The sequence below is a fragment of the Arthrobacter sp. C2 genome, assembly GCA_024207135.1.
Classification (GTDB): Bacteria; Actinomycetota; Actinomycetes; order Actinomycetales; family Micrococcaceae; genus Paeniglutamicibacter.
The window spans coordinates 2,028,985-2,055,036 of the sequence record CP042428.1; the positions used below are offsets into that span (position 1 = coordinate 2,028,985).

The following is a 26,052-nucleotide window of genomic DNA, read 5'->3' on the forward strand; positions in this document are numbered from 1 at the left end:
TCGAGTGGTCGTGGACTAGTTTTCGAAGGCTTCGGGAGCCGGGCAGGAGCAGATCAGGTTCCTGTCGCCGCCTGCGCCGTCGATGCGTCCCACGGCCGGGAAGTACTTGTCCACGCGCAGCGCACGAACCGGGAAGGCCGCCTGCTCGACGGTGTACTTGCGGTCCCAGGCGGTGTTGACCACTGCGGCCACGGTGTGCGGGGCGTTGCGCAGCGGGGAATCCTCGATCGCGAAGTCCCCGGCGAGCACCTGTTCCATTTCGCCGCGGATGGCGACCATGGCCTCGATGAAGCGCTCGATCTCGGCCAGGTCCTCGGACTCGGTCGGCTCCACCATCAGGGTGCCGGCGACCGGGAAGGACAGGGTCGGGGCGTGGAAGCCGAAGTCGATCAGGCGCTTGGCCACGTCCTCGGCGGTGACGCCGGTCTTGTTGGTCAGCTCGCGGAGGTCAAGGATGCACTCGTGCGCGACCAGGCCCTTGTTGCCGGTGAACAGGATCGGGAAGTGCTCGTTGAGGCGCGAAGCGATGTAGTTCGCCGAGAGGATCGCGGTCTTGGTGGCGTCGGTCAGCCCGTCGCCGCCCATCATCGCGATGTAGGCCCAGGAGATCGGCAGCACGCCGGCGGAGCCGAACATGGTGGCGACCACCGGCACGCCGTCGCGCATCGAGTAGGTGCCCGAGGCATCGCCCGGCAGGAACGGGATCAGGTGCTCGGCCACGCCGATCGGGCCCACGCCCGGTCCGCCGCCGCCGTGCGGGATGCAGAAGGTCTTGTGCAGGTTCAGGTGGCTTACGTCGCCGCCGAACTGGCCCGGCTGCGCGAGGCCCACCAGGGCGTTCATGTTGGCGCCGTCGATGTAGACCTGGCCGCCGGCCGCGTGGACCTTGTCGCAGACCTCGCGCACGTCGGGGTCGTAGACCCCGTGCGTGGACGGGTAGGTGATCATGATGGCCGAGAGAACGTCCTTGTTCGCTTCGATCTTCGCATCCAGGTCGGACGCGTCGATGGATCCGTCCGCGGCGGTCTTGACCACGACGACCTTCATGCCTGCAAGCACGGCGGAGGCGGCGTTGGTGCCGTGTGCCGAGGCGGGGATCAGGCAGACGGTGCGTGCGTCCTCGCCGTTGGACTGGTGGTAGGCGCTGATCGCGAGCAGGCCCGCGTATTCGCCCTGCGAACCGGCGTTGGGCTGGATGGAGACGCCCGCGTAGCCGGTGATGGTTGTCAGGCGGCCCTCAAGGTCGGTGATCAGTTCGCGCCAGCCCTCGGTCTGGTGCTCCGGTGCGTACGGGTGGATGGAGGCGAATTCCGGCCAGGAGATGGATTCCATCTCGGCGGTGGAGTTCAGCTTCATGGTGCACGAGCCCAGCGGGATCATGGTGCGGTCCAGGGCCAGGTCGCGGTCCGAGAGGCGGCGCAGGTAGCGCAACATCTGGGTCTCGGACTTGATGGTGTTGAAGATCGGGTGGGTCAGGTAGTCGCTGGTGCGCTGCACGGCGGCAGGCAGCTCGAAGCCCTCGGCGGCGAAGGACTCGCCCTCAATGCCGAAGACCCCGGCGATCGCGGCAACGTGTGCGCTCGTGGTGGTCTCGTCGGTGGAGATGCCCACGGTGGTGGAGTTGACGCGGCGCAGGTTGATGCCCGCGTCCTCGGCCTTGGAGATGACGATGTCAGCGTTCTCGACGGTCACCTGGACGGTGTCAAAGAACGACTCGGCGGCCAGGCCCAGTCCGGAGCCGGACAGTGCGGTGGCGATGGCGCGGGCGTGGTTGTGGGCACGCTGGGCGATGCGCTTGAGGCCCGCCGGACCGTGGTACACGGCGTACATCGAGGCGGTGATGGCCAGCAGCGCCTGCGCGGTGCAGATGTTGGAGGTGGCCTTCTCGCGGCGGATGTGCTGCTCGCGGGTCTGCAGTGCCAGGCGGTAGGCCGGGGTTCCGACGTCGTCCTTGGACACGCCGACCAGGCGACCGGGCAGCTGGCGCTCCAGGCCGTTGCGCACCGCCATGTAGGCCGCGTGCGGGCCGCCGAAGAACAGCGGGACGCCGAAGCGCTGGGTGTTGCCCACGGCGATGTCGGCGCCCTGGTCGCCCGGTGCGGCGATCAGGGTCAGAGCCAGGATGTCGGCGGCGATGGTGACCATCGCGCCGCGTTCCTTGGCCGCGGCAATGATGCCGGAGTGGTCGATGACGGCGCCGTTGTTGCCCGGCTGCTGCAGCACGATTCCGGAGATCTCGCCCTCGGGCAGGCCCGCGGTCAGGTCGGCGATCTCGACCTCGAAGCCCAGTGCGTCGGCGCGGCCCTGGACCACTGCGACGGTCTGCGGGAAGAGGTTGGCGTCCAGCACGGTCTTGGCGGAGCCCTTGGCCTTGTTGGCGCGGCGCATCAGCAGCACGGCCTCGGCGACGGCGGAGGCCTCGTCAAGCATGGAGGCGTTGGCGATCGGCAGCGCGGTCAGGTCCATGACCATGGTCTGGAAGTTCAGCAGCGCCTCGAGGCGGCCCTGGGAGATTTCCGGCTGGTACGGGGTGTACGCGGTGTACCAGGCCGGGTCCTCGAGCACGTTGCGCAGGATCACCGGCGGGGTGTAGGTGTCGGAGAAACCCTGGCCGATCATCTGGGTCTTCATGACGTTCTTGTTCGACAGTTCGCGCAGCTTGGCCAGGGCCTCGGCCTCGGTCAGGGCGCCTGGCAGGTCAAGGGGTTCGGACTGGCGGATGTCGGCCGGGACGGCCGTGTCGACGAGTTCGTCGAGGGAGGAATAACCAAGCTGCGAAAGCATGGTGTCGATGTCGCTGCCCTGGGGGCCAATATGGCGGGCGACGAACTCAGCGGACGGGGTCACGGTCATGGGGAACTCCATTGGGTCATCGGCGTGCGCGCACACCGAACGAGCTGCAAGTTCCTCCCCGACCCTGTTGCTGTGACCTGAGAGTTTCCGCGACGCACCGGACTTGGTAGTCGGAACGTGCTTGCACCTTCGGTGAGCAGCACCGCCGAAGGGCGATGTTGCTACTTTCCAGAGTTGCCTCTTCGCGGCGGTACGGGGGCCTGAGAGTTTCCCGGGGAGGAATTGCTCCTACGGCGCCCGACCAACTTTCGCTGTACGGGACTCTCCCGCCGCATGTCAGTGGCTGTGCCTCTTTCGAGGCACGACTCCCATCCTACCGGCGAAGCGTGAGCCAAACAACACGGGTCGCCCCGCTTCAGGTCAGAACCGTCTTTTGGGCTCCACAAGAGAGTTTTCGGGCTTTCGCCCGATACTGACCACCCCTGCCGGGACGGCGGTTGCCCTTAGTCCGCCTCCCCTTCGTCGAGCAGGCAGCTGGGCTTGGCCTCGAAGCGTGGTCCGACGTCGATCGAATATGGAATGCCCCACTGGTTGTCATAGCGCACGCGCACGGCACGCAGTGAGGACTCTTGGCTCGCGTCGACGGGTTCAAGCGCCATGATGATCGAATGATCGGTCCGGTCGTCCAGGGTGGCCGGCAGTTCGGTGCGGGAAAGCCACGTGGCCTGCATTTCCGGATCGCCATCGCCCACCGGGTACTCCCATGCACCAAGTTGCACACCGTCGTGCTGGATGCCCGTTCCGGCAAGTGCATAGTTCACCGGTGCCACCAACGTGAGCGCCCGCACCCGGAGCGAACTCCCGGGCTTCACCTCGATCCACGGAGTGGTCAAGACGCCCGGAGCCACCCCGGGGGCCGCGGTGCTGTGACAGGTCAGGTTGCCTTGGCCGTGCCCTGCCACCGGATCCAGCATCCGGTACCCCGCCCAGCCTGCGGTGGCGACCACTGCGACAAGCACTCCGATGGACGCGGCCGTCCGCGGACGGCTCCGGAGGGTGCCCGCATCCTCAGGGGTCAACCTTTCCATCGTGACGCCTCCTTGGCTGGACGGGACCGGCGCTCCGACCTGCGGTGCGGTTGTTCAGCCCATCCTAGGTCCCGCCTCCAATGCGCGCCACGCCGGTAGGGGAACCCGGTTTCGGGCCGCCATGTTCCTTTCGGTTCCGGGAACCCGCGGAGCCATGCCAGGCATCACATTCCGGGCGGTATATAGAGGTTCATGAAGACAAAGACCGACAGGTTCCCCACATCAACCAGGCCATGGGACAGCATGGAAATACGCAGGCTGCCCGTGGCCCGGCGCATGCAGGACCATGCCAGGCCCATCACGAACAGCGTGGCGTAGAGCACCACCGATCGGTTCCCGATGGAGAAGACGCCCCACATCAGCGGGTGGCCGGCCACGAACAAGACCGTCGAGTACAAGGCGATCACCCAGAACGGCCAACAGCGGCCGGCATCCAGGAGCGCACCGCGCCAATACACTTCCTCAAAGACCGGGTTGACCAGTGCAAAAGCCAATACCGAAACGAACACCCCGGGATACTGCGCCACCAAGCCGAGATTGAGTGCAAGGATCCCCGCCAGCGGGAACAGCCCGAGCAGCAGGCCCACGATCCACACCCAGGCCGGGCGCCTGGCACTGCGCCGAAACCAAGCCCGACGCTGCCCTGCGTCGGTGGTCATGGCGAGGACCGCTGCGATGAGGCCCCAGTAGACGGCGGCCACCCACAGCCACGCGGTCCCGGCGTTCATGTCGGCAGCGATGCGCGCGACCAGGTGGCCGACGCCGACGATGGCCAGTGGGCTCACCAGAAGCACCAGGCGCCTCGCTCGCGGACCGGGAAGCCCCCGTCCGGCACGGGCGAGACCGGTTTCGGCAGCCGCTGTGCTTTTTTCGTCTCCAACCATGCCCCAAGCCTCCACAACCATCTGCAAAACTGTCAACCATTGCCCACGTCAGCCAGGCTTTTTCGGCCGCAAGCCCGCGCCGCCCAGGCGACGGCAACGGCTCTCCCAAAACCTCCGCGAATAAACACTTGACACTTCAATCAAAAGAGGCGTACCGTAGTACTTGAAGCTTCAACCATATGGATTGAGACCACATGAAAAACTTCCTCGCTCGACTCTTCGGAAAGAAGGCAGCAATGTCCATCGACATCAGCATCATCGGAACCGGCAACATGGGACGCGCACTGGCGGCCCGCACCCTCGCAGCGGGCAAGAACCTTCAGGTCCTGGCCCGCGACACCGAGGCTTCGGCCACGCTCGCCGCGGAGCTCGGCGGTGGCACCACCGGCGGAAACCTCACCGAGGCCCCGGCCGGACGAATCGTCGTCCTGGCGCTGCCCTTCGACGCCGCCAAGGAATACGTCGCGGCCCAGGGTGCCGCCCTCGATTCCAAGATCGTCATCGACATCACCAACCCGGTGGACTTCTCGACCTTCGACTCGCTGACCACCGCTGCCGGCAGCTCGGCTGCCGAGGAAATCGCCGCGCTGACTTCGGCCACCGTCGTCAAGGCCTTCAACACCACCTTTGCCGGCCCGCTGACCGCCGGTTCGGCTGCAGGCGAGCCGCTGGATGTCTTCATCGCCGGCGAGGATTCCGCCCGCGCCGAGGTAGCCGCATTCGTCACGGCGGCCGGCATGCGCCCGATCGAGGTCGGCGGCCTGCACCACGCCCGGGAGCTCGAGGGCTTCCAGCTGCTGGTCATGGCCATGCAGGTCAACCCCGCGCTGCCCGATTTCAATTGGGGCACCGCGCTGAAGATCGTCGGCTGATCCGGACCCGACCACACATGTCAGCAGCACCGCGGGGAGCCCGGCCACCAGGCCGGGCTCCCCGCGGCGTTCCACCACCCAAACCCCCGCAGATCCAGTCCGGACCCGAAGCAAGTGCACCGAGCGGCAGCTACACGATCCCGGCAACCCCCAGCCAGGAGCCGATAGCGAAGGTGACCACGAGCGCCGCGGCCCCGCCGATGAGCACCCGCAGGGTCGGGCGCAGCATGGGTGCCCCGCCCAGCCTGGCGCCAAGCGCGCCGGTGATTCCCAGCGCCAGCATCACGGCAATGAACGTCACCGGGATCTTCAGGGGCCCGGGCAGGAACACCGCGGTGGCGAAGGGCAGTGCGGCCCCCACCGTGAAGGACACCGCGGAGGCCACTGCGGCGTTCCACGGGTTCAGGACCTCTTGCTCGTCGAGCTGCAGCTCGGCATCAAGGTGCGCTGCCAGCGCATCGTGGGCGGTCAGTTCGTGGGCCACCCGTGCTGCGGTTTCCGGGCTCAGTCCCTTGGCCTCGTAGAGCCCGGTCAACTCCGCCAGTTCTTCCTGCGGCATCTGGGCCAGCTCGAGGCGTTCCTTCTCGATGAGTGCCTTTTGCGAGTCCGCCGAGCTGGACACCGAGACGTACTCCCCCAGCGCCATGGAGATCGCCCCGCCGATGGCAGCGGCCGCCCCGGCCGCCAGGATCGGCCCGTTCGCCGTGGTGGCGCCGGCAACACCGACCACCACGGCGGCTACCGAGACGATCCCGTCGTTGGCGCCCAGCACCCCGGCGCGCAGCCAGTTGAGGCGTTCGGCCACGCCCTGGTTGTGCGGTTCGTCCTCGTGTTGTCCCTGCGGTTCCTGCTGCCCGTCCATGCCCACCAGCAAAGCACCCTCGATGCTTCTTGGCCAGCGGCGCGACCTGCGATTACCGGACCCGCGGCACCGGCAGCGAAACGTAACGCGGGTACCGGGCGGACAGGTTGTCCCCCGACGAGGTGCCGGTGAGCCGGCGCTTGACCCACGGGGCCAGGAATTCCTTGGCCCAGGTCGCGTCCCCACGCAGCTTTTCGGCCCGTGACTGCACAACCAGCGGCGGGAGCTCGGGAAGCTGGATGTCGCTGTCCTGTTCCAGGACCCCGAGTACCTTCCTGGCCATCAGGGTGTGTCCGGCGGTGCCCATGTGCAGGCGGTCGGTGGCCCAGTAGCGCCAGTCCCGGAATTCGCGCCATCGCCAGTAGTCGGCGATCACCGCCCCGTGGCGCTCGGCGATCTCGCGCACGGCCTCGTTGTAGATGGCGGTGCGGCCGCGGGTTTTCTCGAAGATCGCCGAGCCATTGGAATCGAACCCGGTGAACAGCAGCAGCGAGGCGCCGGTGGCCGCCAGCTGGCCGACCGCCTCCTCGTACCTGGACATCATGGCGTCGATGTCGACGGCCGGGCGCAGGATGTCGTTGCCGCCCATGTACAGGCTGACCAGCGTCGGGCGCATGGCCATCGCCACGGGCAGCTGTTCGGCGATCACCTGCCCGACCTTCTTGCCGCGGATCGCCAGGTTGGCGTATCCCCAGTCCGGGTCCGCACAGAGTTGCTCGGCCACCCTGTCGGCCCAGCCACGCACCCGGTTCGGACGGTTCGGATCCACATCGCCCATGCCCTCGGTGAACGAGTCGCCCAGGGCCAGATATCGTTTCGAAAATTCCACGCCCCCAGCGTATCGCCGGCACCGGTCTTGTCCCGGCACCGCGGCGACACGCTGCGCAACACCCGGGCACCCACCCACGCGGACACGACTCACCGGCGGCGCTGTGCCGGCACACAGCGCGCACCTAGCCAACGCGCGCACGCTGGAAAACATGAAGGCCACAAACCGTCGCAATACCCACCGCACGAACGGGCATCCCGCCAGGAACGTCATCGGCCACGGTGCCGAGCCCCTGGGCATGCCGGCGCACACGCCCGAGCCCGGGGCGCATGGCAGCGGTCCGGTTTCCGTGGGCCCGGGGACCTACGAGGTGCGTTGCGACGTCGTGCCGACCCACCAGGGCCCCGGCCCCGCGCAGATCCCCTGGCTCGAAGAGAACCGCGGCGACCAGCACCTGCACGATTCCTACTCCGGGGTCATCTAACCGGCCAGCTGCACCTGGCGGGCCAGCACGCTCAGCTGCCCACCGCGGGACCCGGTCCCGTTCGCCTCGGCCCGTGCCGGGACGTAGCCCAGCGCCAACCCGTAGGCCGGATCCGCATAGCCCAGCGAGGCGTTGGCCCCGTCGTGGCCAAAGGCCCGCGCGGATCCGAAGTCGTTGTTCGCGTGGGCCTTCATGAACCCGATGCCGAAGGCCCCGGGGTACCCGCCGGCCCGGTCCAGCCCGAACACCCGGTCCTGGGTGACCTGCGCGATCGTGGCCTCGGTGAGCAGCGGCGCATGCTCGTCCCCGGACTCGTCGACGAAGCCGGTGCTCACCGCGGCGTAGAGCTTGGCCAGCCCGCGGGCGTTGGCCACCCCGCCGATCGCCGCCAGCCCGGCCTCGCGGATGGCGCGCACATTGGGCACGTCCATGATCTCGAAGCTGGGCCCCTTGGGCCCGTCGAATCCGCCGGTCGAGTTCAGGGCCAGCCCCATCGGGGAGAACGGGTCGATGAAGGGTGCCGGCTCGCCGTTGGCGCCCTTGAGGACCGGGCGGAAGCGCGGTTCAAGTTCCTCGGGCAGGCCCAGGTGGAAGTCGATGTCGTGCGGGGCGCGGATGCGGCGCTCGAAGATCTCCTGCAGGGATTCCTGCGCGCAGCGGCGGGCGAGTTCCTCCATGAACACGCCCATGGTCAGCGCATGGTAGCTGTGCGTGCTGCCCGGGGTCCACAGCGGCGCGGCGGCGGCAATGATGCCGGCCGCCAGCCGCGAATCAAGCAGCTCCTCCTGGGTGAACCCGCCCTCGACCCCGGGCAGGCCCGCCTGGTGGCTGAGCAGCTGGGCCACGGTGATCGAGGCCTTGCCGGCGGCGGCGAACTCGGGCCAGTACACGGCCACCGGTGCATCCAGGTCCAGCAGTCCCTGCTGCACCAGCAGCGCCATGACGATGGCCCCGGCGCCCTTGGAACAGGAGAACACCCCGGTCATCGAGTCCGGGGTGCAGTGCTCCCCCACGCTCATGTCCAGCACCAGGTTCCCGCCCTGGTAGATGGCCAGCTGCCCGGAGTAGTCCGGATCGTTGGCGGCGAAGGAAGACATCAGCTCTGCCACCGGGGCGAAGCGCTGGTCAATGACATCGGTGTGGTTGCTCTGCGTAGTCACGACCCCCACATTACCGACCCAACCGTGCCCGACGGCCGCCGACCTGCTCAAGCGGTCGGCGTTTCCTGGCGGTAGCGCAGCAGCCAGCGGCCCTCGACCCGCTGCCAGAACGACGAGCACAGCACCGCTTGGTCACCGGCCAGCAGCCGGTAGGCCAGCTGCACCTTGTCCAGGCCCCAGGGCGTGGCGGCCAGAACCTGCAAGGCGCCGCCCGTGGGCAGCGGCTCGGCGGCGTTGAACGCGGAGATGATGGTGGAGCGGTCTGTCAGTGAACCGTCGCGGCTGATCTCCTGGAACTCCGGGTGCAGGAACGCCATGACCTCGTCCAGGTCCCCGCGCACCGCCGGGGAGAGAAGCTCGGTTTCCAGTTCGAAGACCATCTGCACGTCCGCGGCGAGTTGGGCCGCCGGGTCGGCCTGCACCGGCTCGACCGGCACCGGTGCCTCCTGGTCCTCAAAGATCATCGAGTCGTGGCCGTCGGGCGCCGGAACCTCGTGGTTGGCGGCCCGATCGGCAGCACCCGGCACACCATCGAGCCCCGGTCCGGTGTCCGGTTCCCGGCCGGCCTGGTAGGCGGTGGCGGCGGCGCGGGCGCGGTCGTCGGCGGCCTCGTTGAGCTCGTGGCCAGCATGCCCCTTGACCCATTCGAATCGGTATTTGCGGCCCTTGATGGCGGCGTCGATGTCCTTGAACAACTCCAGGTTCAGCACGGGCTTGCCGTCGGACTTTTTCCAGCCCTTTTTCTTCCAGCCCGGCATCCACTTGGTCACCGAGTTGATCACGTATTGGGAGTCGCACAGGATGTGCAGTTCCTCTTCGGGCAGGTGCGCGGTGGCGCGGAAGAGGTCAAGCACGGCCATGAGTTCGCCCATGTTGTTGGTCCCGTGGGCCCAGCCGCCGGCGGCCCAACGGTCGTCGTCGATGTACCAGGCCCATCCTGCCGGTCCGGGGTTTCCAAGGGCTGATCCGTCTGCGGCTGCGGTGATCGTCATATTTCAATCCTGCCACGGTCCCACCGACGCTTTCACATCGGTGCCTTTCGGCGGGGTCCACCCATGGCCTTGTCCGCGTCCAGGTCGTACGCTGGGGCCATAAGGGATGGGGGCCGGAGACTGCGGCACCATGCAACACCGCCATCGAAGGTTTGGAGCCGTCATCGCGCCCGGGGACCAGCTTTTCCCCGCACACCGCAACGCCCGCATCGGCTTTCGCTTCCAGGTTCCCGTCCGACGGAGAGAAACAGAACTGCGGAAGGTAGTGGTGCCCATGCCTGGAAACAAGGCCGTCGCCTACAAGTCGCCGGGAATCGTCGAGGTCATCGACACCCCCTACCCCACCTTCGAACTGCAGGACGGACCCGGGGTGAACCCGTCCAACATCGGGCGCAAGGTCCCCCACGGGGCCATCCTGCGCACCGTGGCCACCAACATCTGCGGCTCCGACCAGCACATGGTCCGCGGCCGCACCACCGCCCCCGCCGGCCTGGTGCTGGGGCACGAAATCACCGGCGAGGTCATCGAAACCGGACCCGACGTCGAATTCCTCAAGGTCGGGGACATCGTCTCGGTCCCCTTCAACATCTCCTGCGGCCGCTGCCGCAACTGCAAGGAAGCCAAGACCGGCATCTGCCTGAACGTGAACCCCGACCGCCCCGGAAGCGCCTACGGCTACGTCGACATGGGCGGCTGGGTCGGCGGCCAGGCCGAATACGTCCTGGTCCCCTACGCCGACTGGAACCTGCTCAAGTTCCCCGACCGCGACCAGGCCCTGGAAAAGATCATGGACCTGACCATGCTCTCCGACATCCTGCCCACCGGCTTCCACGGCGCGGTCACCGCCGGGGTCACCGTCGGCTCCACCGTCTACGTCGCCGGCGCCGGGCCCGTCGGGCTCGCCGCCGCCGCCTCCGCCCAGCTGCTGGGCGCCGCGGTGGTCATCGTCGGGGACCTGAACGAGGACCGCCTGGCCCAGGCACGCTCCTTCGGCTGCGAGGCGATCAACGTCGGCGCCGGGGACCCGGCCGACCAGATCGAGCAAATCCTCGGCGTGCGCGAGGTCGACTGCGGCATCGACGCCGTCGGCTTCGAGGCCCGCGGCCACGGCCACGGCACCCACGCGTCCGAGGCCCCGGCCACCGTGCTGAACTCCCTGATGGACCTCACCCGGGCCGGCGGCTCCCTGGGCATCCCCGGCCTCTACGTCACCGGGGACCCCGGCGCCGTGGACGAGGCCGCCCAGAAGGGCAGCCTGTCGCTGTCCCTGGGCACCGGCTGGGCCAAGTCCCTGTCCTTCGCCACCGGCCAGTGCCCGGTGATGAAGTACAACCGCCAGTTGATGATGGCGATCCTGCACGATCGCATCCACATCGCCAAGGCCGTCAACGCCCAGGCCATCCCCCTGTCCGACGCCCCGCGCGGCTACGCCGAGTTCGACGCCGGCGCGGCCACCAAGTACGTCCTGGACCCCAACGGCTACCTCTCCAAGTAGCCACCCATCCATATTTCAAGGAGCAGTGCCATGTCATTGAATCTCGCGGACGCCCGCACCATCATTGCCGCCGCCGAGGAGCGCGCCACCAAAATCGGCCAGCCCATGAACATCGCCGTCGTCGACGCCGGCGGAAACCTCGTCTCCCACGTGCGGATGGACGGTGCCTGGCTGGGCAGCATCGACATCTCCATCAACAAGGCCTTCACCGCCCGGGCCTTCGACCTCCCCACCAAGGACCTCGCGGAAAATTCGCAACCCACCCAGCAGTTCTACGGCATCCACGCCTCCAACCACGGGCGCATCATGATCTTCGCCGGCGGCATCCCGGTGACCCGCGACGGCGTGGTCGTCGGCGCCGTCGGGGTCAGTGGCGGATCCGGGGCCCAGGACCAGGAGGTCGCGGAGGCCGGCAGCACCGCGCTGTAGCCGGTCCGGGCGGCCCACCGCCGGAACCATCGACTCACGCTCCGGCCTTTTGTCCACTGGGCCGGGTGCTCCACGGCCGATCGCCCCGCCGGTTTGGCGGGGCGATCGGTGGGTGGGTCCGGCGGTTAGGTCAGTTCTGCTCGGCGACCGTTTCCTCGGAGCGCAGGACGGGTGCCGGTGCCGCCTCGGGGGTTGTTTCCGCGCCGTTCAGGAACCCGGAGAGCATTCCGGCGATGTCGATCTCGGTGCTGCCCTTGATCATGGCGAGGCCCTCGGTGACGATGCGGTTCGCCTGCTTGACGGCATCGGATGCACCGTCCGAACTGATGACCGTGTAGTTGTCGATGCCGGAGACGGCATCCGAGCTGGCCTTGACGATCTCCGGCAAAGCACTGATCGCCAGGAACGCCAGGCTGGCCTGGGTGTGGCCGGTCAGTGCGGTGGCCCTTGCATCCTCTGCCGAAGCGGTTGCCGCACCGATGGCGGAAATGGACGCGCCCTCGGCCTCGCCGCGCAGGCGAATCGCGTCGGCCTCGGCCTTGGCGTTGTATTCAACGGCCGTTGCCTCGGCCTTCGCATTGAGCTCCACGGCGGTGGCCTGACCCTCGGCGCGGAACACCTCGGCGTTCTTCGAAGCTTCTGCCTCCACGGTCTGGGCGGCCGCGCGGGCCTCGGCGTCGGCGATGGATGCGCGCTTGGCGCCGTCGGCCTCGATGGCCTTGGACTCGGAGCGGGCCGTTGCATTGAAGACGTCGGCATCGCGCTTGGCCTGTGCCTCGGTACGGAGCTTGTAGGCCTGGGCGTCGGCCGGCTTGTGGACATCGATGTCCAGGCGTTCCTGCTCCACCAGGGCCTTTTCGGCCAGCGCCTTGCGCTCGAGTTCTGCAACCAGGACGTCCTGCTCTGCCTTGGCCAGCTCATGGGCCGAGCTGGCGATGGCTGCTGCACGATCTTCCTCGGCCTTGAACTCGGATTTCTTGATCGCGAGGTCACGGGCCAGGGCCGCAGTGGCCCCTTCCTGCTCGATGCGGGCAGCTTCCGATTCCTGGAAGGCCTTGGACGTGGCGACGCGGGCTTCGCGCTTGGCGCGTTCCAGGCCCGGCTTGCCGACCTCTTCCAGGTAGTCGATGACGGTCGGCTTGTTGTCCGGGCCGATCACGGTGCGCGAGGGCGTGCTGACCGACGAGATGTTGAAGGCGTCAATCTGGATGCCCTGCTCGGCGAACTGGGTGACGGCCGATTCCAGGGACTGGTCCTGGAATTCCTTGCGGTTGTTGTTGGCGTCCTCCACCGACATGGCCGAAACGATGCCGCGCAGAACGCCCTCGGCCGACTTGGTCACCGAGGCGTTCAGGTCTTCCTTGGAGTGTGTGAGAAAGCGCTGGACGGCCTTGCTCATTCCCTCCACCGAGTCGTCGAACTTGAAGTTCAGGCTGGCGGTCACCGAGGTGGTGATGAAGTTCTTGTCAACGCCTTCCACGGCAAGCTCCACCTGGCGCTGCTCCAGCGACATGACGTATTTCTGGTGAATGACCGGCAGGAAAAGTACGATGCCCTTGGTGAATATTTGCACCTGTCCCTTTGCCCCCTTGCCGGCGCGAATGACGGCCTGGTTGGGGGCGACGGTGACCAGCCGGGTGGTGGCATACCAGATGAGGGCTATGAGGACAGCAAGGATTGCTGCGACGGCGATGACGGTTCCATTTACGGCAAGATCCATGGCTAAAATCCGTTCAGTTCAGAGGTGGATGCGACCCTGATGCGGTCTCCAACAATAGCCACGACGGCAATTGGTGTGTCCTTCTCGATAGGGCTGCTTGAAAATACGAGGCGCTGATTGATTTCGTCGGGGTGGTCCAGCTGTACTTTCCCGACGATGTCGTTGATGTCTGTGGTGGCAATGCCAAGCAAACCGATGACTTCGTGCGGCTGTGCGTCGGAGATTCTTGCCAGCTTTCGGGCAAGCAGCGCTACGCCGACGATGCCAATCACGCCCAGAAGGGCACCCGCGCTGTAGGCCAGGAAGAGTGGACCGTTGTTGAGCAACACAATCGCACCCGCGGCGCCGAAAAGCGTGGCTGCCGCACCGACGGCAGTGGTGGAGATGATTCCGTCGAAGAAATCGACAAGCTCTCCCAGGGTCATGGACAGGATGAGGAGCAGGAGGCCAATGCCTCCGATCACTGCGAATGCGAGCATGTCGATTCCTTCGTGGGCTGACTGACGGGCCAAAAGGCGCGGCATGGTTCAAGTATTCGGCCTCGGCGGAGCCTCAAGTTTCCGGCGCTTCTCGTGCTGTGCATACTTCGTGAAGCGTCGGTTTGGGCACCCGGTCGGGCTCCCTCGATTGCCTCGCCTGACATAAAGTCTATTGGTTAGCTGTATAAAGTTGGGTCAGGTCGGTCACAAGCCTGCCATATGCGAAACGCAGTTGCTGCCCGGAAGCTGCAAACCCGCATGGCTGGTTCGCCAAAAGGGAGCATCCGCCAAGACATGCCCGAAGCTCCCGACACCTCGACCAGGGGTCGAGCGGAACTCGCGGATCCGGTGCCGAGGCGACCGAGGATCCGGTCCCGGCGCAGAAAAATCCGCCGTGGCCCGGGCGGGAAGCGCCCGTCTCCGACAACGTTGAATACGCGTTCGTTGAGTCCCGGCCCAGTGGCCAACGACCAGGGGGACTAAGCGACCTGGCATCACCCAAGCCCGAGCACCGCCAAGACATGGACCAGCCCCACTACCGGCGGAGGGTCCGTCAGCAGGCGCTCGGAGACTTCGGGAGCGGCGGCGGACAGTTATCGATGAAGTGGATTTACCGTCACCACATTCCTCCCGCACCCGGCCTCGATTGGCGTTTTCTGGTGCAGAGAGCGGGGTGTCCCCAGACAGGACGCGTGAAGCATTTCCGAGCCAGCATTCTGTTCGAGGCCAGCGCGGCGTCGGCCCTCCCTTGGCGGTGGAACACCGATCGTGGCGGCGAGTGCTTCCCGCAACCGGCCGCCCGGCATCCCGGGCGGTGAACCTCTAGCCGGCCGATGTCCCGGCCGGTTGGCCCACCGGAAGCAGGCCGGAAAACACGAGCGAATCCCGGGCTTTTCCGTCGATGCGCTCGTGCTCGTACAGGTAGTCCACCTGCTGCATCCCGATCTTTTCCAGCACCCGCACCGAGCCGGTGTTCTCCGGCCGGCAGGTGGCCACCACCCTCGTGATCCCCCGATGCGCCCCGGCCCAAGCCAGCAGCGCTTCGGCGGCCTCCGCCGCGTACCCGTTGCCCCAGGCGTTACGGTCCAGGACGTAACCGAGCTCCGCTTCACCGGGCCCGTGGACCAGGTCCGATTCCCCCGTCATCAGCGCCACCGAACCGATGACCGAGCCGCCCCAGGCAATCGCCAAGGTCCAGGTCTCCCGCGGCACCGCAACCTGCTCCGCGGCGCATTCTTCCAAAAACGCCGCGGTGTCCTGCGGCGTGTTTGGCCCCCATTCGGCGAAAGCGCACACCACCGGGTCTGAGGCGAAGGCATGCACGGCGTCCAGGTCGCCGGGGCGGTACTCGCGCAGCAGCAACCTTCTGGTGGAAATCTCCATGCTTCCCATGGTGGCACGGCGCCGCAACCTTGCCCGGACAGGGGCCCGCAATGACGTCTTCGGACCGTGCCCTCACATAGACTCGAAGGCGAACCCACCAGCACTCCCACGCAAGAACCGGCGGCCATGCAAAACAAAGATTCCTCAGTCCAGGCGACCTTCAATTCCGTCGCCCGGCGCTACGACCTGATCAACCGCCTGATGACCCTGGGCTCGCACCAAACGTGGTGCCGCGAGGTAGCCGCCCGCGCCACCTCGTTCCCGGGACGCGACTACCTTGACCTGGCCACCGGAACCGGTGTCATCGCCCGCGAAATCCGCAAACAGTACCCCGCGGCCAGCATCACCGGCGCCGATTTCTCCGACTCGATGCTGGCCTTGGCCCGGCAGATCAACGGCGGCGACGGCATCGAATGGCAGTTTGCCGACGCCCATGACCTTCCCTTCGCCGATTCCTCCTTCGATGCGGTCACCCACGGCTACCTGCTGCGCAACGTCAGCGACCTGGACAAGGTGCTGGCCGAACAGTTTCGGGTGCTCAAGCCCGGCGGCATGGTCTCCGCATTGGAGTCTTCCCCCCCGGCCGGGCCGTTGGCACCGGCCATCCGCCTGGGCATGCGCATCGTCATCCCGACGCTGGGGCAGTTCATCGGCAAGGACCGGGCGTCCTACGAGTACCTGGTCGATTCGACCCTGGGCTTCCTGTCTCCCGAGGCATTGCGCGAGCGATTCATCAAGGCAGGCTTCGAGGACGTCAAGGTCAAGCCGAAGTACCTGCGCACCAACATGATTTGGTCCGCCCGCAAGCCCAGCTGATTCCTCGGCATCCGCACCGAGCTGCCGCCGTTGGTTTTCGCCCGTCGCCCACACCTCCGGCGCACCGCACCGCGGGTACGGTGTCCGTCCGAAGCGCCATGTTGCCCCTCGGAAGTGCCCGGATTCCACGCCGGCCCCCGGCGGAGCGCAGTTCCCGGCACCACCGGTTTCGAGGAGTTTCGCATCAATCGGAACACAATGTTTATACAATCTTTGGCAAAATTCGTTTAAGCTCGGGCCATGCAATCATTCCTGACCCCGGAGCAGCACGCGGATCTTTACGATGCCGAGAACACCTGGACCGTGGCCGAGGATTTCTTCTTCGCCTTCATTGACGAGCAGCCCCGCAGCAGGGTGCTTGACCTCGGCTGCGGCACCGGTCGGCTGACCATCGCCCTGGCCCGGGCCGGACACCGGGTCACCGGCCTGGACCCGCACGCCGGATCGCTGGCCGCCGCCAGGACAAAGCCCGGTGCCCAGGCGGTCGACTGGATCGATGGCACCTCGGCGCAGCTGCCGCCGGGCACCAGCTTCGATGCGGTGCTGATGAGTTCGCACGTGGCCCAGGCCATCAACGACGATGACGAATGGCAGCGCACCCTGGCCGATATCCGCTCCGCCTTGCGGCCCGGCGGGCGGCTGGTGTTCGACTCACGCGATCCTCGGGCACGGGCCTGGGAACGCTGGACCCCGGGCAGCACCCGCAGCCAGTACACGCTGGCCGACGGAACCGGCGTCCATTTGTGGATCGATGCCCAGGAACGCGAACGCGGCCTGGTTGCCATCACCGAGCACCGCCTGCTGGCGGATGGAAACCGGGAGTTCGAGGACGCCGTGCTGGCCTTCCGCAGCGAGGAGCAATTGCGAACCGCTCTGGCCGCCGCGGACCTGCAGGTCGATGCGGTGTTCGGCGGCTGGCACCGGGAACCGGTGGGCCGCGGCGCCGGGGAACTGATCGTGGTGGCACACCGTTAGCGCACCGGAACACCGTGCTTCACCGACCGGTGATGGCTGGTTGCTGCGGTTTCAGGACGGCCGCGCCAGGGGCACCCGGCAGGCTGCCGTTGGCTGGTTGCCGTGTCCGTCACCGATACCCGGCACCGTTGGCCGGCAGCCCGGCTCCCTGCACCTCGTCCATGTAGCGCCAGCAATCGGGCGCCGACCCGTCCAGGTCCGTGAAACCGTAGTCGCGGGCAAGCCCCCCGCTGGAGAATGACCCGCCGCTGCGCGAGAGAAGCTCGGGATCCGCGGCGAGCGAGGCGATTGCCCGGCCCACGAAGCGCGGGGATTCGCTGATCGCGGCAAAGTGCCCCGCTTCCTCCGGGGAGCTTTGCCAGTTGGCCTCGGTCACCCCGTAGTGCTCCAGCATCATCTCCGAGCGCAGCCACCCCGGGCTCACGACCACTGCAGCGCACCCATGGGGCTTGAGTTCGTGGGCGAGCGTGAAGGCCATGCGCAACGCAGCGTTCTTGGCCAGGTCGTAGAACGTGGAGACCCGATAGTGGCTCCAGTTGAATTCCCTGGTCCCGTCGGTCACCTCGACAACCAGTCCGCCGGGCTTCCGGGAAAGCAGCCCCAGCGCGTGGTGGGAGGTGATCAGGTGCGTCTTCACCCCAAGTTCCAGCATGTGCAGGCCGGCCTCGAGGTCATGCTCCCAGATGTTTTGTTCCCACTGAATGAGTTTTTCCCCGCCCCAGATGTCGTTGACCAGCAGATCCAGCCTGCCCTGCTCGGCTTCGATGCGCGCCACCAGCGCGGCAACTGCATCGGACTCCAGGTGGTCAACCGCCACCGCGATCCCGGTGCCGCCGGCCGCGGTGACACGTTCTGCCGTTTCCTCGATGGTTTCGGGGCGGTCGTACTCGCTGCGGGCTTCCCGGGTGCTGCGCCCGGTGCAGTACACCGTGGCCCCGGCCTCGCCCAGCGCGACGGCAATGCCACGCCCGGCCCCGCGCGTTGCCCCGGCCACCAGGGCGATCTTTCCTGCAAGTGTTCGTTCCATGGCTTCACGCTAGACCCGGCCCGCGGAGCGTGGCCAGGGTTGCCGGCGGTGGAATCGGCGCGGTTGAACGACGCAGAAGCCCAGAACCCCCGCCCGGGAATCTCGGGTGGGGGTTCTGGGCTTGCTTCACACGTGCTTTTGGCCCGGTGGTTCCTAGGCCAGCGGGTAGAGCGGGTTGTGCCCGGCGGCGACCTGCTCGGATTCGCGGACCGGCTCCGGAGCGGTGCCGTTGCCCCAGGGGTTCCCGCCGAGGGCCTCGCGGCCGTGCGGCTCGAGCCAGTTTTCCAGGTCCGGGCCGACCGGGACGATCTGCGTCGGGTTGATGTCCTCGTGGACCACGTAGTAGTGCTTCTTGATCTGGTCGAAGTCGACGGTGTCGCCGAAGCCCGGAAGCTGGAACAGCTCGCGGGCGTAGGCCCAGAGGTTCGGCATCTCGGTGAGCTTGTTCCGGTTGGTCTTGAAGTGCCCGTGGTAGACCGCATCGAAGCGCACCAGCGTGGTGAACAGGCGCACGTCGGCCTCGGTGACCGAGTCGCCCATCAGGAAGCGGCGGGTTGCCAGGCGTTCCTCCAGCCAGTCCATGGCCGTCCAGAGCCGGTCGTAGGCCTCGTCGTAGGCCTGCTGGCTTCCGGCAAATCCGCAGCGGTAGACGCCGTTGTTGACCTCGGTGAAGATGCGCTTGATGACCGGCATCATCTCCTCGAGCTTGTCCTCGGGCAGCAGGTCCGGGGCGCCTTCGCGGTGGAATTCCTTCCACTGGGTGGAGAGGTCCAGGGTGATCTGCGGGTAGTCGTTGGTGACCACGGCACCGGAGGGCACATCGACGATAGCCGGCACGGTGATGCCGCGCGGGTAGTTCGCAAAGCGCTTGAAGTAGTTCTCCTGGATGCGTTCGGTGCCCAGCACCGGGTCCACCCCGCCCTCATCGAGGTCGAAGGTCCAGGACCGCACGTCGTGCACCGGCCCGGGGGTGCCCAGGGAGATCGCGTCCTCCAGGCCCAGTAGGCGCCGCACGATGATGGCACGGTTGGCCCAGGGGCAGGCGCGCGCGGCAACCAGCCGGTAGCGGTCGGCCTGGACCGGCCAGAGTTCGGCACCCTCGGCCGCACCCGAGTGCACGTTGCCGATGGTCCCCGCGGTCGGCCCGCCGGAGGCGCGCACGGCGTCGGGATCGGCGACGATCCGGTCCTGGATGTAGTTGGTGTCGCGCGTGAATTCCGCGCCCGTGACGTATGCACCGGCGGTGCTGTGCTGCTGTTCGCTCATAACCCAACCCTATGTTCGGGTGCCCTGAAGCACCATGGAGGAAAAGGAATGGCCTGCCCGTGGACTTCTCCGGGGCAGGCCTTGATCCCGCGGGCCGGGCCGCACGTCCGTTGAACGGCACGAGGCGGGCGGCCCGGGGGGGGAATCACTTGGCCGGTCCCCGCGCCCCCATGTTGCACGGGGAGCGGCCAAGTGATGTTGTCTTGGGCGGTTGGCCCTTAGGCGGAAACCAGTGCTGCGTCGCGCACGGTCTTCATGGCAACGGTCCACGGCACCAGCTGGTCCAGGACCGGTGCCAGCGAGGCTGCCTGCAGTTCGGTGGGCTTGAACACCGAGAAGTTCTCGAAGTCGGTGAACAGCGAGAACATGCCGGTCTTCTGCACGTGGGCGACCTGCAGCTCGGAGAGGATGCCGCGCAGGTGCTCGACGGCGCGCACGCCCATGGCCGAGCCGTAGGAGACGATGCCGGCGGCCTTGTTGGCGAACTCGGCGTTCAGGTAGGACAGCGCGTTGGCCAGGGCCGGTGCGACCGAGTGGTTGTACTCGGGGGTGACGAAGACGTAGCCATCGAATTCGGCGATCTTGGCCGACCAGGCCTTGGTGGCCTCGTTCTGGTAGTTCTGGTAGGCAGCCGGGTAGGCTTCATCCAGCAGTGCCAGGTTGAAATCGGCGATGTCAACGAGCTCGTAGTCGGCGTCGCCGCGCAGGTTCGCCTGCTCCAGGACCCACTGGGCCACGCCGGCGTTGTTACGTCCCGGGCGGGTTGAACCGGTGATGATGGCAATCTTGGTCATGCTGGGTCTCCTTGGTCTGGGGGGGTGACACGCAGGCTATTTACTGACGCGTCAACTAAAACTTGATATCTCTATCCTGCCGGGAGAAGATTGACATGTCAACTAAATGTGAAGAAGTGTGAGGCGCACCATGTCCGAGCCCCGTTGGCTCAACGAAGTAGAAGCCCAGCTGTGGCTGGAGTTCCGGGAATTCCTCTGGGGGTTCCCCCGCGCGATGGATCGCCAGCTCATCCGCGACGCCGGGATGTCCGGCGGGGAATATGCGGTGCTCGCCGCCGTTTCGGAAGCGGCCCCCGAGGCCCTGCGCTCGGGCGACCTGGCCGCGACGCTGCAATGGGAGCGATCCCGGGTCTCGCACCTGTTGCGCCGGATGGAGGCCAAGGGCCTGATCGAGCGCTGCGCCTCCAGCTCCGACGGCCGGGGCCAAGACATCAAGCTGAGCGATGCCGGCTGGAAAACGATTCGCAGCGCGGCCCCCGACCACGTCTCGTTCGTGCGCGAAACGCTCTTCGACCCGCTGTCCGCGGCCGAACAGGAACAATTCGGGACAATGCTCGCCAAGATCCGTTCGGCAGCGGTCGACCGCAACCTCTGGTGACCGCGCCGGGCCCTGAAACCTACTCCCCGTGTTCTGCGGTTGAGGGCCAGTGCCCGTCCGCGGTGAACGAGGTTGCCCAGTAGTAGGGGTTCAGCTTCCGCAGCGTCAGCATCTCCCACGTATCGTTTCCAGCCGAACCCGGCACGGCGGCCAGGACCTCGGGCCCCCAGACAGCCAGGCGTTCCTGGCAGATGCCGCAGGGCGCAAGCACCTGGTAGGTCCCCTCTTCGGTGCCGTTGGTTACGCAGGCCGAAGCCACCACACGCTTTCCGAGGGTGTAGGCCTGGGCGACCGCTCCGGCCTCGGCGCACAGCGTCGCGGCGGCATTGAAATTGTCGAAACTGACGCTGGTCAGGATCTGGCCGTCCTCCAGGACAACGGCAGCGGCCGCCACAGAGTCCTGCGCCCCGGGCCACCTGCTCCGCAGTTGTTCAATGGCGGAATTGACGAGCAGCTGGTTCGAGTCCATGTTTTTATTCTGCCACGCGATGCCGGTTCCGGCTCCTGGTTCCGGTCGGCGAAGCCGACATGGAGAGCCCCCGGCGGGGGAATCACTCCTTCGGCTCAAACCGTGGAGCTCCCGCAACCGGCTTCGCGTCGGCGTCGGCCAACCACCCCAAGACAACGTCGGAAAAATTGCTCGGTTGCACCTGATGAACGTTATGGCCAACGGGCATGGTGACGAGGGTGCATTCGGGGATGGTTTCGGAGACCTCCACGAGCAACTCCTGCGGGATGTGACTGGCGGGACCGCCACCGATGAGCAACGTGGGAGATGAAATATCGGTCAGCCGCTTCCACCAACGCCGGGTGGGGTCGTTGACCTGGTCGACAATTGCCGGGACAACGGCCCAATCGAACCCCAGTGCACCCTTGGGTCTTTCGGGCACCTGCCGGACACGGGGAAACGGCGGAGGAACGTCCTCGACCACCAATCGCGCGATGCGACCCGGTTGCGCCTGGGCAACCAGGTAGGCCACCGCACCGCCCATCGAGTGGCCAACCAGCACCACATCATGCAAACCGAGGACCTCAAGGACTTCAATGACGTCATCGCGCATGAGTTCGAACGAGTAGACCCCCGGTCGATCGCTGCTGCCGTGACCGCGCAATTCCAGATTCACCACCCTGTACCGCGAAGCGAACCGTGGCGCGACTCCGGACCAGCTGGCGGCTTGCTCCCCCAACGCGTGCAACAACACCATCGCAGGTCCGCCCAAGGGGCCCGATAGGTGACAGGCGATTCGGATCCCGCTGCCAAGCTCAACCAACCGGATGTCCATGAGCCGACCTTAACATTGTCGGGTCGAACTTTCACGGTCAGCCGGGAAACAATTGCCAATTGGTTCCTGGGGCGTGCCCCCGATGGTTCGACGGACACCATCTCGACCGGTCGGTAGTCAGCAGCGAGACAGCTGACACAGCCACTTCAGGACCGATCCACAACACTTTCACGCCACAACTTGATATTCGAGGCCCACACCGGGCCCAAGACCATTCGTACTCCAACTGCGCTCCTTCCACGGTTGCTACGTCAGGTGGCGGCTTCCCGCGAGCCCCATGGGTTGCGCGTGACGAAGTTCCACGAGCCCGCCCGGTGTCCTTTCAACCCAGCCAGGGTTTCCGGCGCGGCGCCCGGTTTCATGTTCCCGAAAGAACTCACGTTGGACTTTCTCCTCCACCGTCCTGTTTCCATGCCATCGATGGGTTTGAACTGGCCGTTCCGCGAAAAATGCATCACGTAGCGCGACGGGTCGTTGGCGAGGCAGACCGCGCAACAGCCCCTCGCGGCCGTCGAAACACCCTGTGGTGCCGCACTGCCCCCTTCCGACTCCCGGGGCAGACCGGAAACGGCGCCCCGACCAACGACAAAAGGTGCCGGTTCCCTTCTCCGCTGGAGAAGGGAACCGGCACCTTACGCGTGGCCGTTCAACGGTCCTTGCCATGGCCCGGACCCGGATGAGGAATCAGCCGGCTTGCGCGGCCTTGACCAGTTCGTTCACCGATCCGAAGAGCGGGTGCCCCTCAGCCAGCCCGGTGATCTTCTCGGTGGCTGCTTCACTCGTGTTTCCCGCCAGGATCACGGCCAGTTCGGCGGCCTCGGCGTCTTCCGAGTCGTTGAACCGCAATGCCGCGGACATGGCCTCGAGCAGCGCCACCGGCTTGATGCCGTTCTCAGCCAGCTCGGCGGCCGGGCCGATGAACCGCTCGTGCCGGCTGAGCTTGCGCAGCGGCGCCCGGCCCACGCGCGCCACGGTGTCGGGCAGGTACTCGTTGGAGAACCGGGCCAGGATCTTTTGCACGTAGGCCTCCTGGTCGGCCTCGGCAAATCCGTGCTTGGACACCAACAGCGATTTGGTTTCCGCCAGCACCGCGGCAACCTTCGCAAAGACCCGCGGGTCGGCCATCGCTTCGGAGATCTTCTCCATGCCGGCGGCAAAGCCCAGGTATGCCGTTGCGGCGTGCCCGGTGTTCACGGTGAAGAGCTTGCGCTCGATGTACGGACCCAGGTCCTCCACGAACGTCGCTCCGCCGATCTCCGGAACGGCATCCCCGAACGGGGTCTTGTCGATGACCCACTCGAAGAAGGTTTCCACCGTGACGTCCAGGCCCTGGCCCGGCGCCTGGTTCGGCACGATGCGATCCACCGCGGTGTTGGCGAAGATCGCGTTGGCGTCGATGGTCTCCGCAGCGGCGGCGCCGTCGGCGCGCACCGCCGCTTCAAGGATGTCCGTGGCGTTGATGGCGTTCTCGCACGCCATCACCTGCAGCGGCGCCAGCGCGGCGTCGCGCTTGGCGATGCCGGCGGCAATCAGCGGGGCGACGAATTTCAGGATGTGCGGCCCCACGGCGGTGGTGACCATCTGGGCGGTGGCGATCTCGTCGATGACCGCATCGGCCTGGGTCGAGGAATTCAGCGCGCGGAAGTTCTCCACGGTGCGCACCTTCGGATCCTGCCCGACCTCGTGCACCTGGTAGCTGTCGGCCGCAGCCAGCGCGGTGATCAGCGCGTCGGCCACGTCCGCAAACACGATCTCGTAGCCCGCGTCGTGCAGCAGCAGCCCGACGAACCCCCGGCCGATGTTCCCGGCCCCAAAATGTACTACCTTCACGATGCGTTGACCTTTCCGAAGATGTCCAGGATTTCCTCGCGCGTGGTCGCGGTTTCCAGCCGTGCCACCTGCGCCTTGTCGGTGAAGACCCGGGCGATCGAGGACAGGATGGCCAGGTGCTCGTTGTTCACCCCGGCGATGCCGACCACGAACTTGACCTCCTTGCCGTTCCAGTCGATGCCCTCGGGGTAGCGGATGATCGACACCGCGGAGCTGGCGATATTGCCCTTGGCCTCGTTGGTGCCGTGCGGGATGGCCAGGAAGTTGCCCATGTAGGTGGACACCGAGGACTCGCGGGTGTGCATCGAGGCCACGTATTCCGCGTTGACCGCACCGCGTGCCAGCAGCAGGGCGCCGGCCTCGTCGATGGCGGCATCGCGCGAGGCGGCGGTGCCGGTGAGCACCACGCTGTCGGCGACCAGCACCTCGCGTGCCGGGGCCGCTTCGGTTTCGGCAGGGGCGGCGGCATGCTTGGCCGCGTGGGCCGCGGCACCGGCGTGCTCGTCGGTTGCCGAGGCACCGGCACCTGCTGCCACTGCGCCCACGGAAACGGATTCCGCCGGTGCGGCGTTGCGGGTGCGCACCAGCTCGACGATTTCCTCGTAGCGCGGGCTGTTCATGAAGTTGTCCACCGAAACGTGCACCGCGCTGGCCGTCACGGGCGTGGCACGGGCCGCAAGGTCCTGGTGGGTGACGACGATGTCGTAGGTGTCGGTCAGGTTCGCAATGGCCGAGTTGGTGACCTTGACGTCCACCAGCCCTGCCTTCTTGAACATGTTGCGCAGCACCGAGGCGCCCATGGCGCTCGACCCCATGCCCGCGTCGCAGGCGAAGACCACGTTGTTCACCGGGCCGGAAGTGGCATCGGCGGCGAAGGCGAAGCCCACCGCGGACTTCTTGCCCTTCATGGCTTCCATCTTGGCCGCTGCCTCGCCGAGCTCGTCGCCCTCGGGGGCCTTGGAGATCTTAAGCAGGAACGAACCGATCAGGAAGGAGACCACCGTTGCGGCAACCACCGAGAGCGCGACGCCCAGGTAGCTGTCCGAGGAGGTCATGGCGAACACGGCGAAGATGCTGCCCGGTGCGGCCGGCGCGCGCAGGCCGGCGCCGGTGAGCACCAGCATGAAGATCCCGCTCATGCCGCCGCCGATGGCGGCCAGGATCATGACCGGCTTCATCAGGATGTACGGGAAGTAGATCTCGTGGATGCCGCCGACGAACTGGATCAGCGCGGCGCCCGGGGCCGAGGCCTTGGCCAGGCCCTTGCCGAAGATCGCGTAAGCCAGCAGGATGCCGAAGCCCGGGCCGGGGTTGGCCTCAAGCAGGAAGAGGATGGACTTGCCCTGCTCCAGCGCCTGTTCGGTGCCCAGCGGGGTGAGGATGCCGTGGTTGATGGCGTTGTTCAGGAACAGGACCTTGGCCGGTTCGATGAAGATGCTGGTCAGCGGCAGTAGTCCGTGGTTGACCAGGAACTGCACCACCGCGCCGGCGCCGTTGGAGAACGCCACCACCAGCGGGTTGACCAGCAGCATGCCGAAGATCGCCATGGCCGCCCCGACGATGCCGGAAGAGAAGTTGTCGATGAGCATCTCGAAGCCCGGCTTGACCCGGCCTTCCCACGCGGCATCGAGCTTCTTCATGACCCAGGCCGAGAGCGGACCCATGATCATCGCACCGATGAACATCGGGATGTCGGCACCGACCACCACGCCCATCGTGGCGATCGCACCGATCACGCCGCCGCGGACCCCGTGGATCATCTTGCCGCCGGTGTAGCCGATCAGCAGCGGCAGCAGGTAGGTGATCATCGGTTCCACCAACGAGCCAAGTTGCTCGTTGGGCAGGAAGCCGTCGGGAATGAACAACGCGGTGATCAACCCCCAGGCGATGAACGCCCCGATGTTGGGCATGATCATCCCCGAGAGGAAGGTGCCGAACTTCTGCACCCCGACCCGCAGCCCGCCGCGGGTGGCAGCCTCAGTTTGTGTTGCCATGATTCTTCCTAATCGTTAGTCCTGCGCCGTCGCAGGGAAGGAACCGACGCGTGTGCACG

At 66.6% G+C, this 26,052-nt stretch carries 24 protein-coding genes and 1 riboswitch; of the genes, 7 read left to right on the forward strand and 17 right to left on the reverse strand.

The window, feature by feature from the left end; all coding sequences use genetic code 11:
• Positions 1–15 precede the first annotated feature (15 nt).
• The 3 genes from gcvP to FPY90_RS09550 all read right to left on the reverse strand — a co-directional run bounded on the left by gcvP (position 16) and on the right by FPY90_RS09550 (position 4,666).
• Positions 16–2,853: an aminomethyl-transferring glycine dehydrogenase gene (gene gcvP / locus FPY90_RS09540; RefSeq protein ID WP_175475576.1), complete on the reverse strand. Its 2,838-nt coding sequence runs from the start codon at positions 2,851–2,853 to the stop codon at positions 16–18.
• A 178-nt stretch (positions 2,854–3,031) separates the two neighbouring features.
• Positions 3,032–3,132: riboswitch (glycine riboswitch) on the reverse strand.
• Positions 3,133–3,296: 164 nt separating this feature from the next.
• On the reverse strand, positions 3,297–3,881 hold the full coding sequence (locus tag FPY90_RS09545) for a hypothetical protein (protein WP_498685219.1): 585 nt from the start codon (positions 3,879–3,881) through the stop codon (positions 3,297–3,299).
• 164 nt (positions 3,882–4,045) lie between these two features.
• Positions 4,046–4,666 carry a CPBP family intramembrane glutamic endopeptidase gene (locus tag FPY90_RS09550; RefSeq protein WP_175475575.1) on the reverse strand — a complete coding sequence of 207 codons (621 nt, stop codon included), beginning with the start codon at positions 4,664–4,666 and terminating at the stop codon, positions 4,046–4,048.
• Between the two features lie 293 nt (positions 4,667–4,959).
• On the opposite strand from FPY90_RS09550, the gene FPY90_RS09555 reads away from it, so the two are divergent.
• Complete coding sequence (locus FPY90_RS09555; RefSeq protein WP_498685221.1) at positions 4,960–5,637, forward strand: NADPH-dependent F420 reductase; 678 nt, start codon at positions 4,960–4,962, stop codon at positions 5,635–5,637.
• A gap of 130 nt (positions 5,638–5,767) precedes the next feature.
• Here FPY90_RS09555 and FPY90_RS09560 read toward each other — a convergent pair whose 3' ends face one another.
• Positions 5,768–6,499 (reverse strand): VIT1/CCC1 transporter family protein, encoded by a 732-nt coding sequence (locus tag FPY90_RS09560; RefSeq protein WP_071216976.1) that lies wholly within the window; start codon positions 6,497–6,499, stop codon positions 5,768–5,770.
• A 52-nt stretch (positions 6,500–6,551) separates the two neighbouring features.
• Complete coding sequence (locus FPY90_RS09565; RefSeq protein WP_498685222.1) at positions 6,552–7,328, reverse strand: SGNH/GDSL hydrolase family protein; 777 nt, start codon at positions 7,326–7,328, stop codon at positions 6,552–6,554.
• A 151-nt stretch (positions 7,329–7,479) separates the two neighbouring features.
• Between FPY90_RS09565 and FPY90_RS09570 the strand changes: the two genes are divergently transcribed.
• Entirely contained in the window at positions 7,480–7,752 is a 273-nt protein-coding gene (locus FPY90_RS09570; protein WP_498685224.1) for a hypothetical protein, read from the forward strand.
• Here FPY90_RS09570 and FPY90_RS09575 read toward each other — a convergent pair.
• Both FPY90_RS09575 and FPY90_RS09580 read right to left on the reverse strand, forming a co-directional pair.
• The gene (locus FPY90_RS09575) at positions 7,749–8,912 is read right to left on the reverse strand and encodes a serine hydrolase domain-containing protein (RefSeq protein ID WP_498685225.1); all 1,164 of its coding nucleotides are present in this window, start codon (positions 8,910–8,912) and stop codon (positions 7,749–7,751) included. The two genes, FPY90_RS09570 and FPY90_RS09575, sit on opposite strands and share 4 nt — an antisense overlap.
• A gap of 47 nt (positions 8,913–8,959) precedes the next feature.
• Positions 8,960–9,904, reverse strand: coding sequence for an RNase H family protein (locus FPY90_RS09580; RefSeq protein WP_498685227.1), 945 nt, complete (start codon positions 9,902–9,904; stop codon positions 8,960–8,962).
• Positions 9,905–10,178: 274 nt separating this feature from the next.
• Between FPY90_RS09580 and fdhA the strand changes: the two genes are divergently transcribed.
• Entirely contained in the window at positions 10,179–11,399 is a 1,221-nt protein-coding gene (gene fdhA, locus FPY90_RS09585) for a formaldehyde dehydrogenase, glutathione-independent (protein ID WP_498685229.1), read from the forward strand.
• Between the two features lie 30 nt (positions 11,400–11,429).
• Complete coding sequence (locus FPY90_RS09590) at positions 11,430–11,828, forward strand: GlcG/HbpS family heme-binding protein (RefSeq protein ID WP_071216744.1); 399 nt, start codon at positions 11,430–11,432, stop codon at positions 11,826–11,828.
• Between the two features lie 130 nt (positions 11,829–11,958).
• Here the strand turns inward: FPY90_RS09590 and FPY90_RS09595 are convergent, their stop codons facing one another.
• The 3 genes from FPY90_RS09595 to FPY90_RS09605 all read right to left on the reverse strand — a co-directional run bounded on the left by FPY90_RS09595 (position 11,959) and on the right by FPY90_RS09605 (position 15,410).
• On the reverse strand, positions 11,959–13,548 hold the full coding sequence (locus tag FPY90_RS09595) for an SPFH domain-containing protein (protein WP_071216743.1): 1,590 nt from the start codon (positions 13,546–13,548) through the stop codon (positions 11,959–11,961).
• 2 nt (positions 13,549–13,550) lie between these two features.
• Positions 13,551–14,027 carry an NfeD family protein gene (locus tag FPY90_RS09600; protein WP_071216742.1) on the reverse strand — a complete coding sequence of 159 codons (477 nt, stop codon included), beginning with the start codon at positions 14,025–14,027 and terminating at the stop codon, positions 13,551–13,553.
• Between the two features lie 822 nt (positions 14,028–14,849).
• Positions 14,850–15,410, reverse strand: a complete 561-nt coding sequence (locus tag FPY90_RS09605; RefSeq protein ID WP_498685230.1) for a GNAT family N-acetyltransferase — start codon at positions 15,408–15,410, stop codon at positions 14,850–14,852.
• A 126-nt stretch (positions 15,411–15,536) separates the two neighbouring features.
• On the opposite strand from FPY90_RS09605, the gene FPY90_RS09610 reads away from it, so the two are divergent.
• Both FPY90_RS09610 and FPY90_RS09615 read left to right on the forward strand, forming a co-directional pair.
• Positions 15,537–16,226 (forward strand): ubiquinone/menaquinone biosynthesis methyltransferase, encoded by a 690-nt coding sequence (locus tag FPY90_RS09610; RefSeq protein WP_071216741.1) that lies wholly within the window; start codon positions 15,537–15,539, stop codon positions 16,224–16,226.
• A 240-nt stretch (positions 16,227–16,466) separates the two neighbouring features.
• A complete protein-coding gene (locus FPY90_RS09615) occupies positions 16,467–17,201 on the forward strand; it encodes a class I SAM-dependent methyltransferase (RefSeq protein ID WP_071216740.1) in 735 nt (244 codons plus the stop codon).
• A 109-nt stretch (positions 17,202–17,310) separates the two neighbouring features.
• Here the strand turns inward: FPY90_RS09615 and FPY90_RS09620 are convergent, their stop codons facing one another.
• The 3 genes from FPY90_RS09620 to FPY90_RS09630 form a co-directional block, all read right to left on the reverse strand.
• Positions 17,311–18,228 (reverse strand): SDR family oxidoreductase, encoded by a 918-nt coding sequence (locus tag FPY90_RS09620; protein WP_498685232.1) that lies wholly within the window; start codon positions 18,226–18,228, stop codon positions 17,311–17,313.
• A 153-nt stretch (positions 18,229–18,381) separates the two neighbouring features.
• Positions 18,382–19,494: a glutathione S-transferase family protein gene (locus tag FPY90_RS09625; RefSeq protein WP_498685233.1), complete on the reverse strand. Its 1,113-nt coding sequence runs from the start codon at positions 19,492–19,494 to the stop codon at positions 18,382–18,384.
• Positions 19,495–19,712: 218 nt separating this feature from the next.
• Positions 19,713–20,288, reverse strand: a complete 576-nt coding sequence (locus FPY90_RS09630; protein WP_071216737.1) for an NADPH-dependent FMN reductase — start codon at positions 20,286–20,288, stop codon at positions 19,713–19,715.
• Positions 20,289–20,418: 130 nt separating this feature from the next.
• Here FPY90_RS09630 and FPY90_RS09635 point away from each other — a divergent pair, with 130 nt between their 5' ends.
• On the forward strand, positions 20,419–20,886 hold the full coding sequence (locus FPY90_RS09635) for a MarR family winged helix-turn-helix transcriptional regulator (protein WP_071216736.1): 468 nt from the start codon (positions 20,419–20,421) through the stop codon (positions 20,884–20,886).
• A gap of 19 nt (positions 20,887–20,905) precedes the next feature.
• On the opposite strand, the gene FPY90_RS09640 is transcribed toward FPY90_RS09635, so the two are convergent.
• From FPY90_RS09640 to FPY90_RS09655, 4 genes are all read right to left on the reverse strand, one after another.
• Complete coding sequence (locus FPY90_RS09640) at positions 20,906–21,355, reverse strand: cytidine deaminase (RefSeq protein WP_071216735.1); 450 nt, start codon at positions 21,353–21,355, stop codon at positions 20,906–20,908.
• Positions 21,356–21,437: 82 nt separating this feature from the next.
• Positions 21,438–22,169, reverse strand: a complete 732-nt coding sequence (locus FPY90_RS09645; RefSeq protein ID WP_071216734.1) for an alpha/beta fold hydrolase — start codon at positions 22,167–22,169, stop codon at positions 21,438–21,440.
• A 684-nt stretch (positions 22,170–22,853) separates the two neighbouring features.
• Positions 22,854–23,999, reverse strand: a complete 1,146-nt coding sequence (locus FPY90_RS09650; protein ID WP_498685235.1) for a mannitol-1-phosphate 5-dehydrogenase — start codon at positions 23,997–23,999, stop codon at positions 22,854–22,856.
• Positions 23,996–25,993, reverse strand: a complete 1,998-nt coding sequence (locus tag FPY90_RS09655) for a PTS mannitol transporter subunit IICBA (protein WP_071216732.1) — start codon at positions 25,991–25,993, stop codon at positions 23,996–23,998. Before FPY90_RS09655 ends, FPY90_RS09650 begins: the two co-directional genes overlap by 4 nt.
• Positions 25,994–26,052: the final 59 nt, after the last annotated feature.

Coding starts and splice junctions, on each gene's coding strand:
- gcvP (WP_175475576.1), bottom strand. CDS start 2,853: ATGACCGTGACCCCGTCCGCTGAGTTCGTCGCCCGCCATATTGGCCCC.
- FPY90_RS09545 (WP_498685219.1), bottom strand. CDS start 3,881: ATGGAAAGGTTGACCCCTGAGGATGCGGGCACCCTCCGGAGCCGTCCG.
- FPY90_RS09555 (WP_498685221.1), top strand. CDS start 4,960: ATGAAAAACTTCCTCGCTCGACTCTTCGGAAAGAAGGCAGCAATGTCC.
- fdhA (WP_498685229.1), top strand. CDS start 10,179: ATGCCTGGAAACAAGGCCGTCGCCTACAAGTCGCCGGGAATCGTCGAG.
- FPY90_RS09630 (WP_071216737.1), bottom strand. CDS start 20,288: ATGACCAAGATTGCCATCATCACCGGTTCAACCCGCCCGGGACGTAAC.
- FPY90_RS09620 (WP_498685232.1), bottom strand. CDS start 18,228: ATGGAACGAACACTTGCAGGAAAGATCGCCCTGGTGGCCGGGGCAACG.
- FPY90_RS09560 (WP_071216976.1), bottom strand. CDS start 6,499: ATGGACGGGCAGCAGGAACCGCAGGGACAACACGAGGACGAACCGCAC.
- FPY90_RS09610 (WP_071216741.1), top strand. CDS start 15,537: ATGCAAAACAAAGATTCCTCAGTCCAGGCGACCTTCAATTCCGTCGCC.
- FPY90_RS09605 (WP_498685230.1), bottom strand. CDS start 15,410: ATGGAGATTTCCACCAGAAGGTTGCTGCTGCGCGAGTACCGCCCCGGC.
- FPY90_RS09580 (WP_498685227.1), bottom strand. CDS start 9,904: ATGACGATCACCGCAGCCGCAGACGGATCAGCCCTTGGAAACCCCGGA.
- FPY90_RS09595 (WP_071216743.1), bottom strand. CDS start 13,548: ATGGATCTTGCCGTAAATGGAACCGTCATCGCCGTCGCAGCAATCCTT.
- FPY90_RS09655 (WP_071216732.1), bottom strand. CDS start 25,993: ATGGCAACACAAACTGAGGCTGCCACCCGCGGCGGGCTGCGGGTCGGG.
- FPY90_RS09600 (WP_071216742.1), bottom strand. CDS start 14,027: ATGCTCGCATTCGCAGTGATCGGAGGCATTGGCCTCCTGCTCCTCATC.
- FPY90_RS09570 (WP_498685224.1), top strand. CDS start 7,480: ATGAAGGCCACAAACCGTCGCAATACCCACCGCACGAACGGGCATCCC.
- FPY90_RS09615 (WP_071216740.1), top strand. CDS start 16,467: ATGCAATCATTCCTGACCCCGGAGCAGCACGCGGATCTTTACGATGCC.
- FPY90_RS09635 (WP_071216736.1), top strand. CDS start 20,419: ATGTCCGAGCCCCGTTGGCTCAACGAAGTAGAAGCCCAGCTGTGGCTG.
- FPY90_RS09625 (WP_498685233.1), bottom strand. CDS start 19,494: ATGAGCGAACAGCAGCACAGCACCGCCGGTGCATACGTCACGGGCGCG.
- FPY90_RS09590 (WP_071216744.1), top strand. CDS start 11,430: ATGTCATTGAATCTCGCGGACGCCCGCACCATCATTGCCGCCGCCGAG.
- FPY90_RS09645 (WP_071216734.1), bottom strand. CDS start 22,169: ATGGACATCCGGTTGGTTGAGCTTGGCAGCGGGATCCGAATCGCCTGT.
- FPY90_RS09640 (WP_071216735.1), bottom strand. CDS start 21,355: ATGGACTCGAACCAGCTGCTCGTCAATTCCGCCATTGAACAACTGCGG.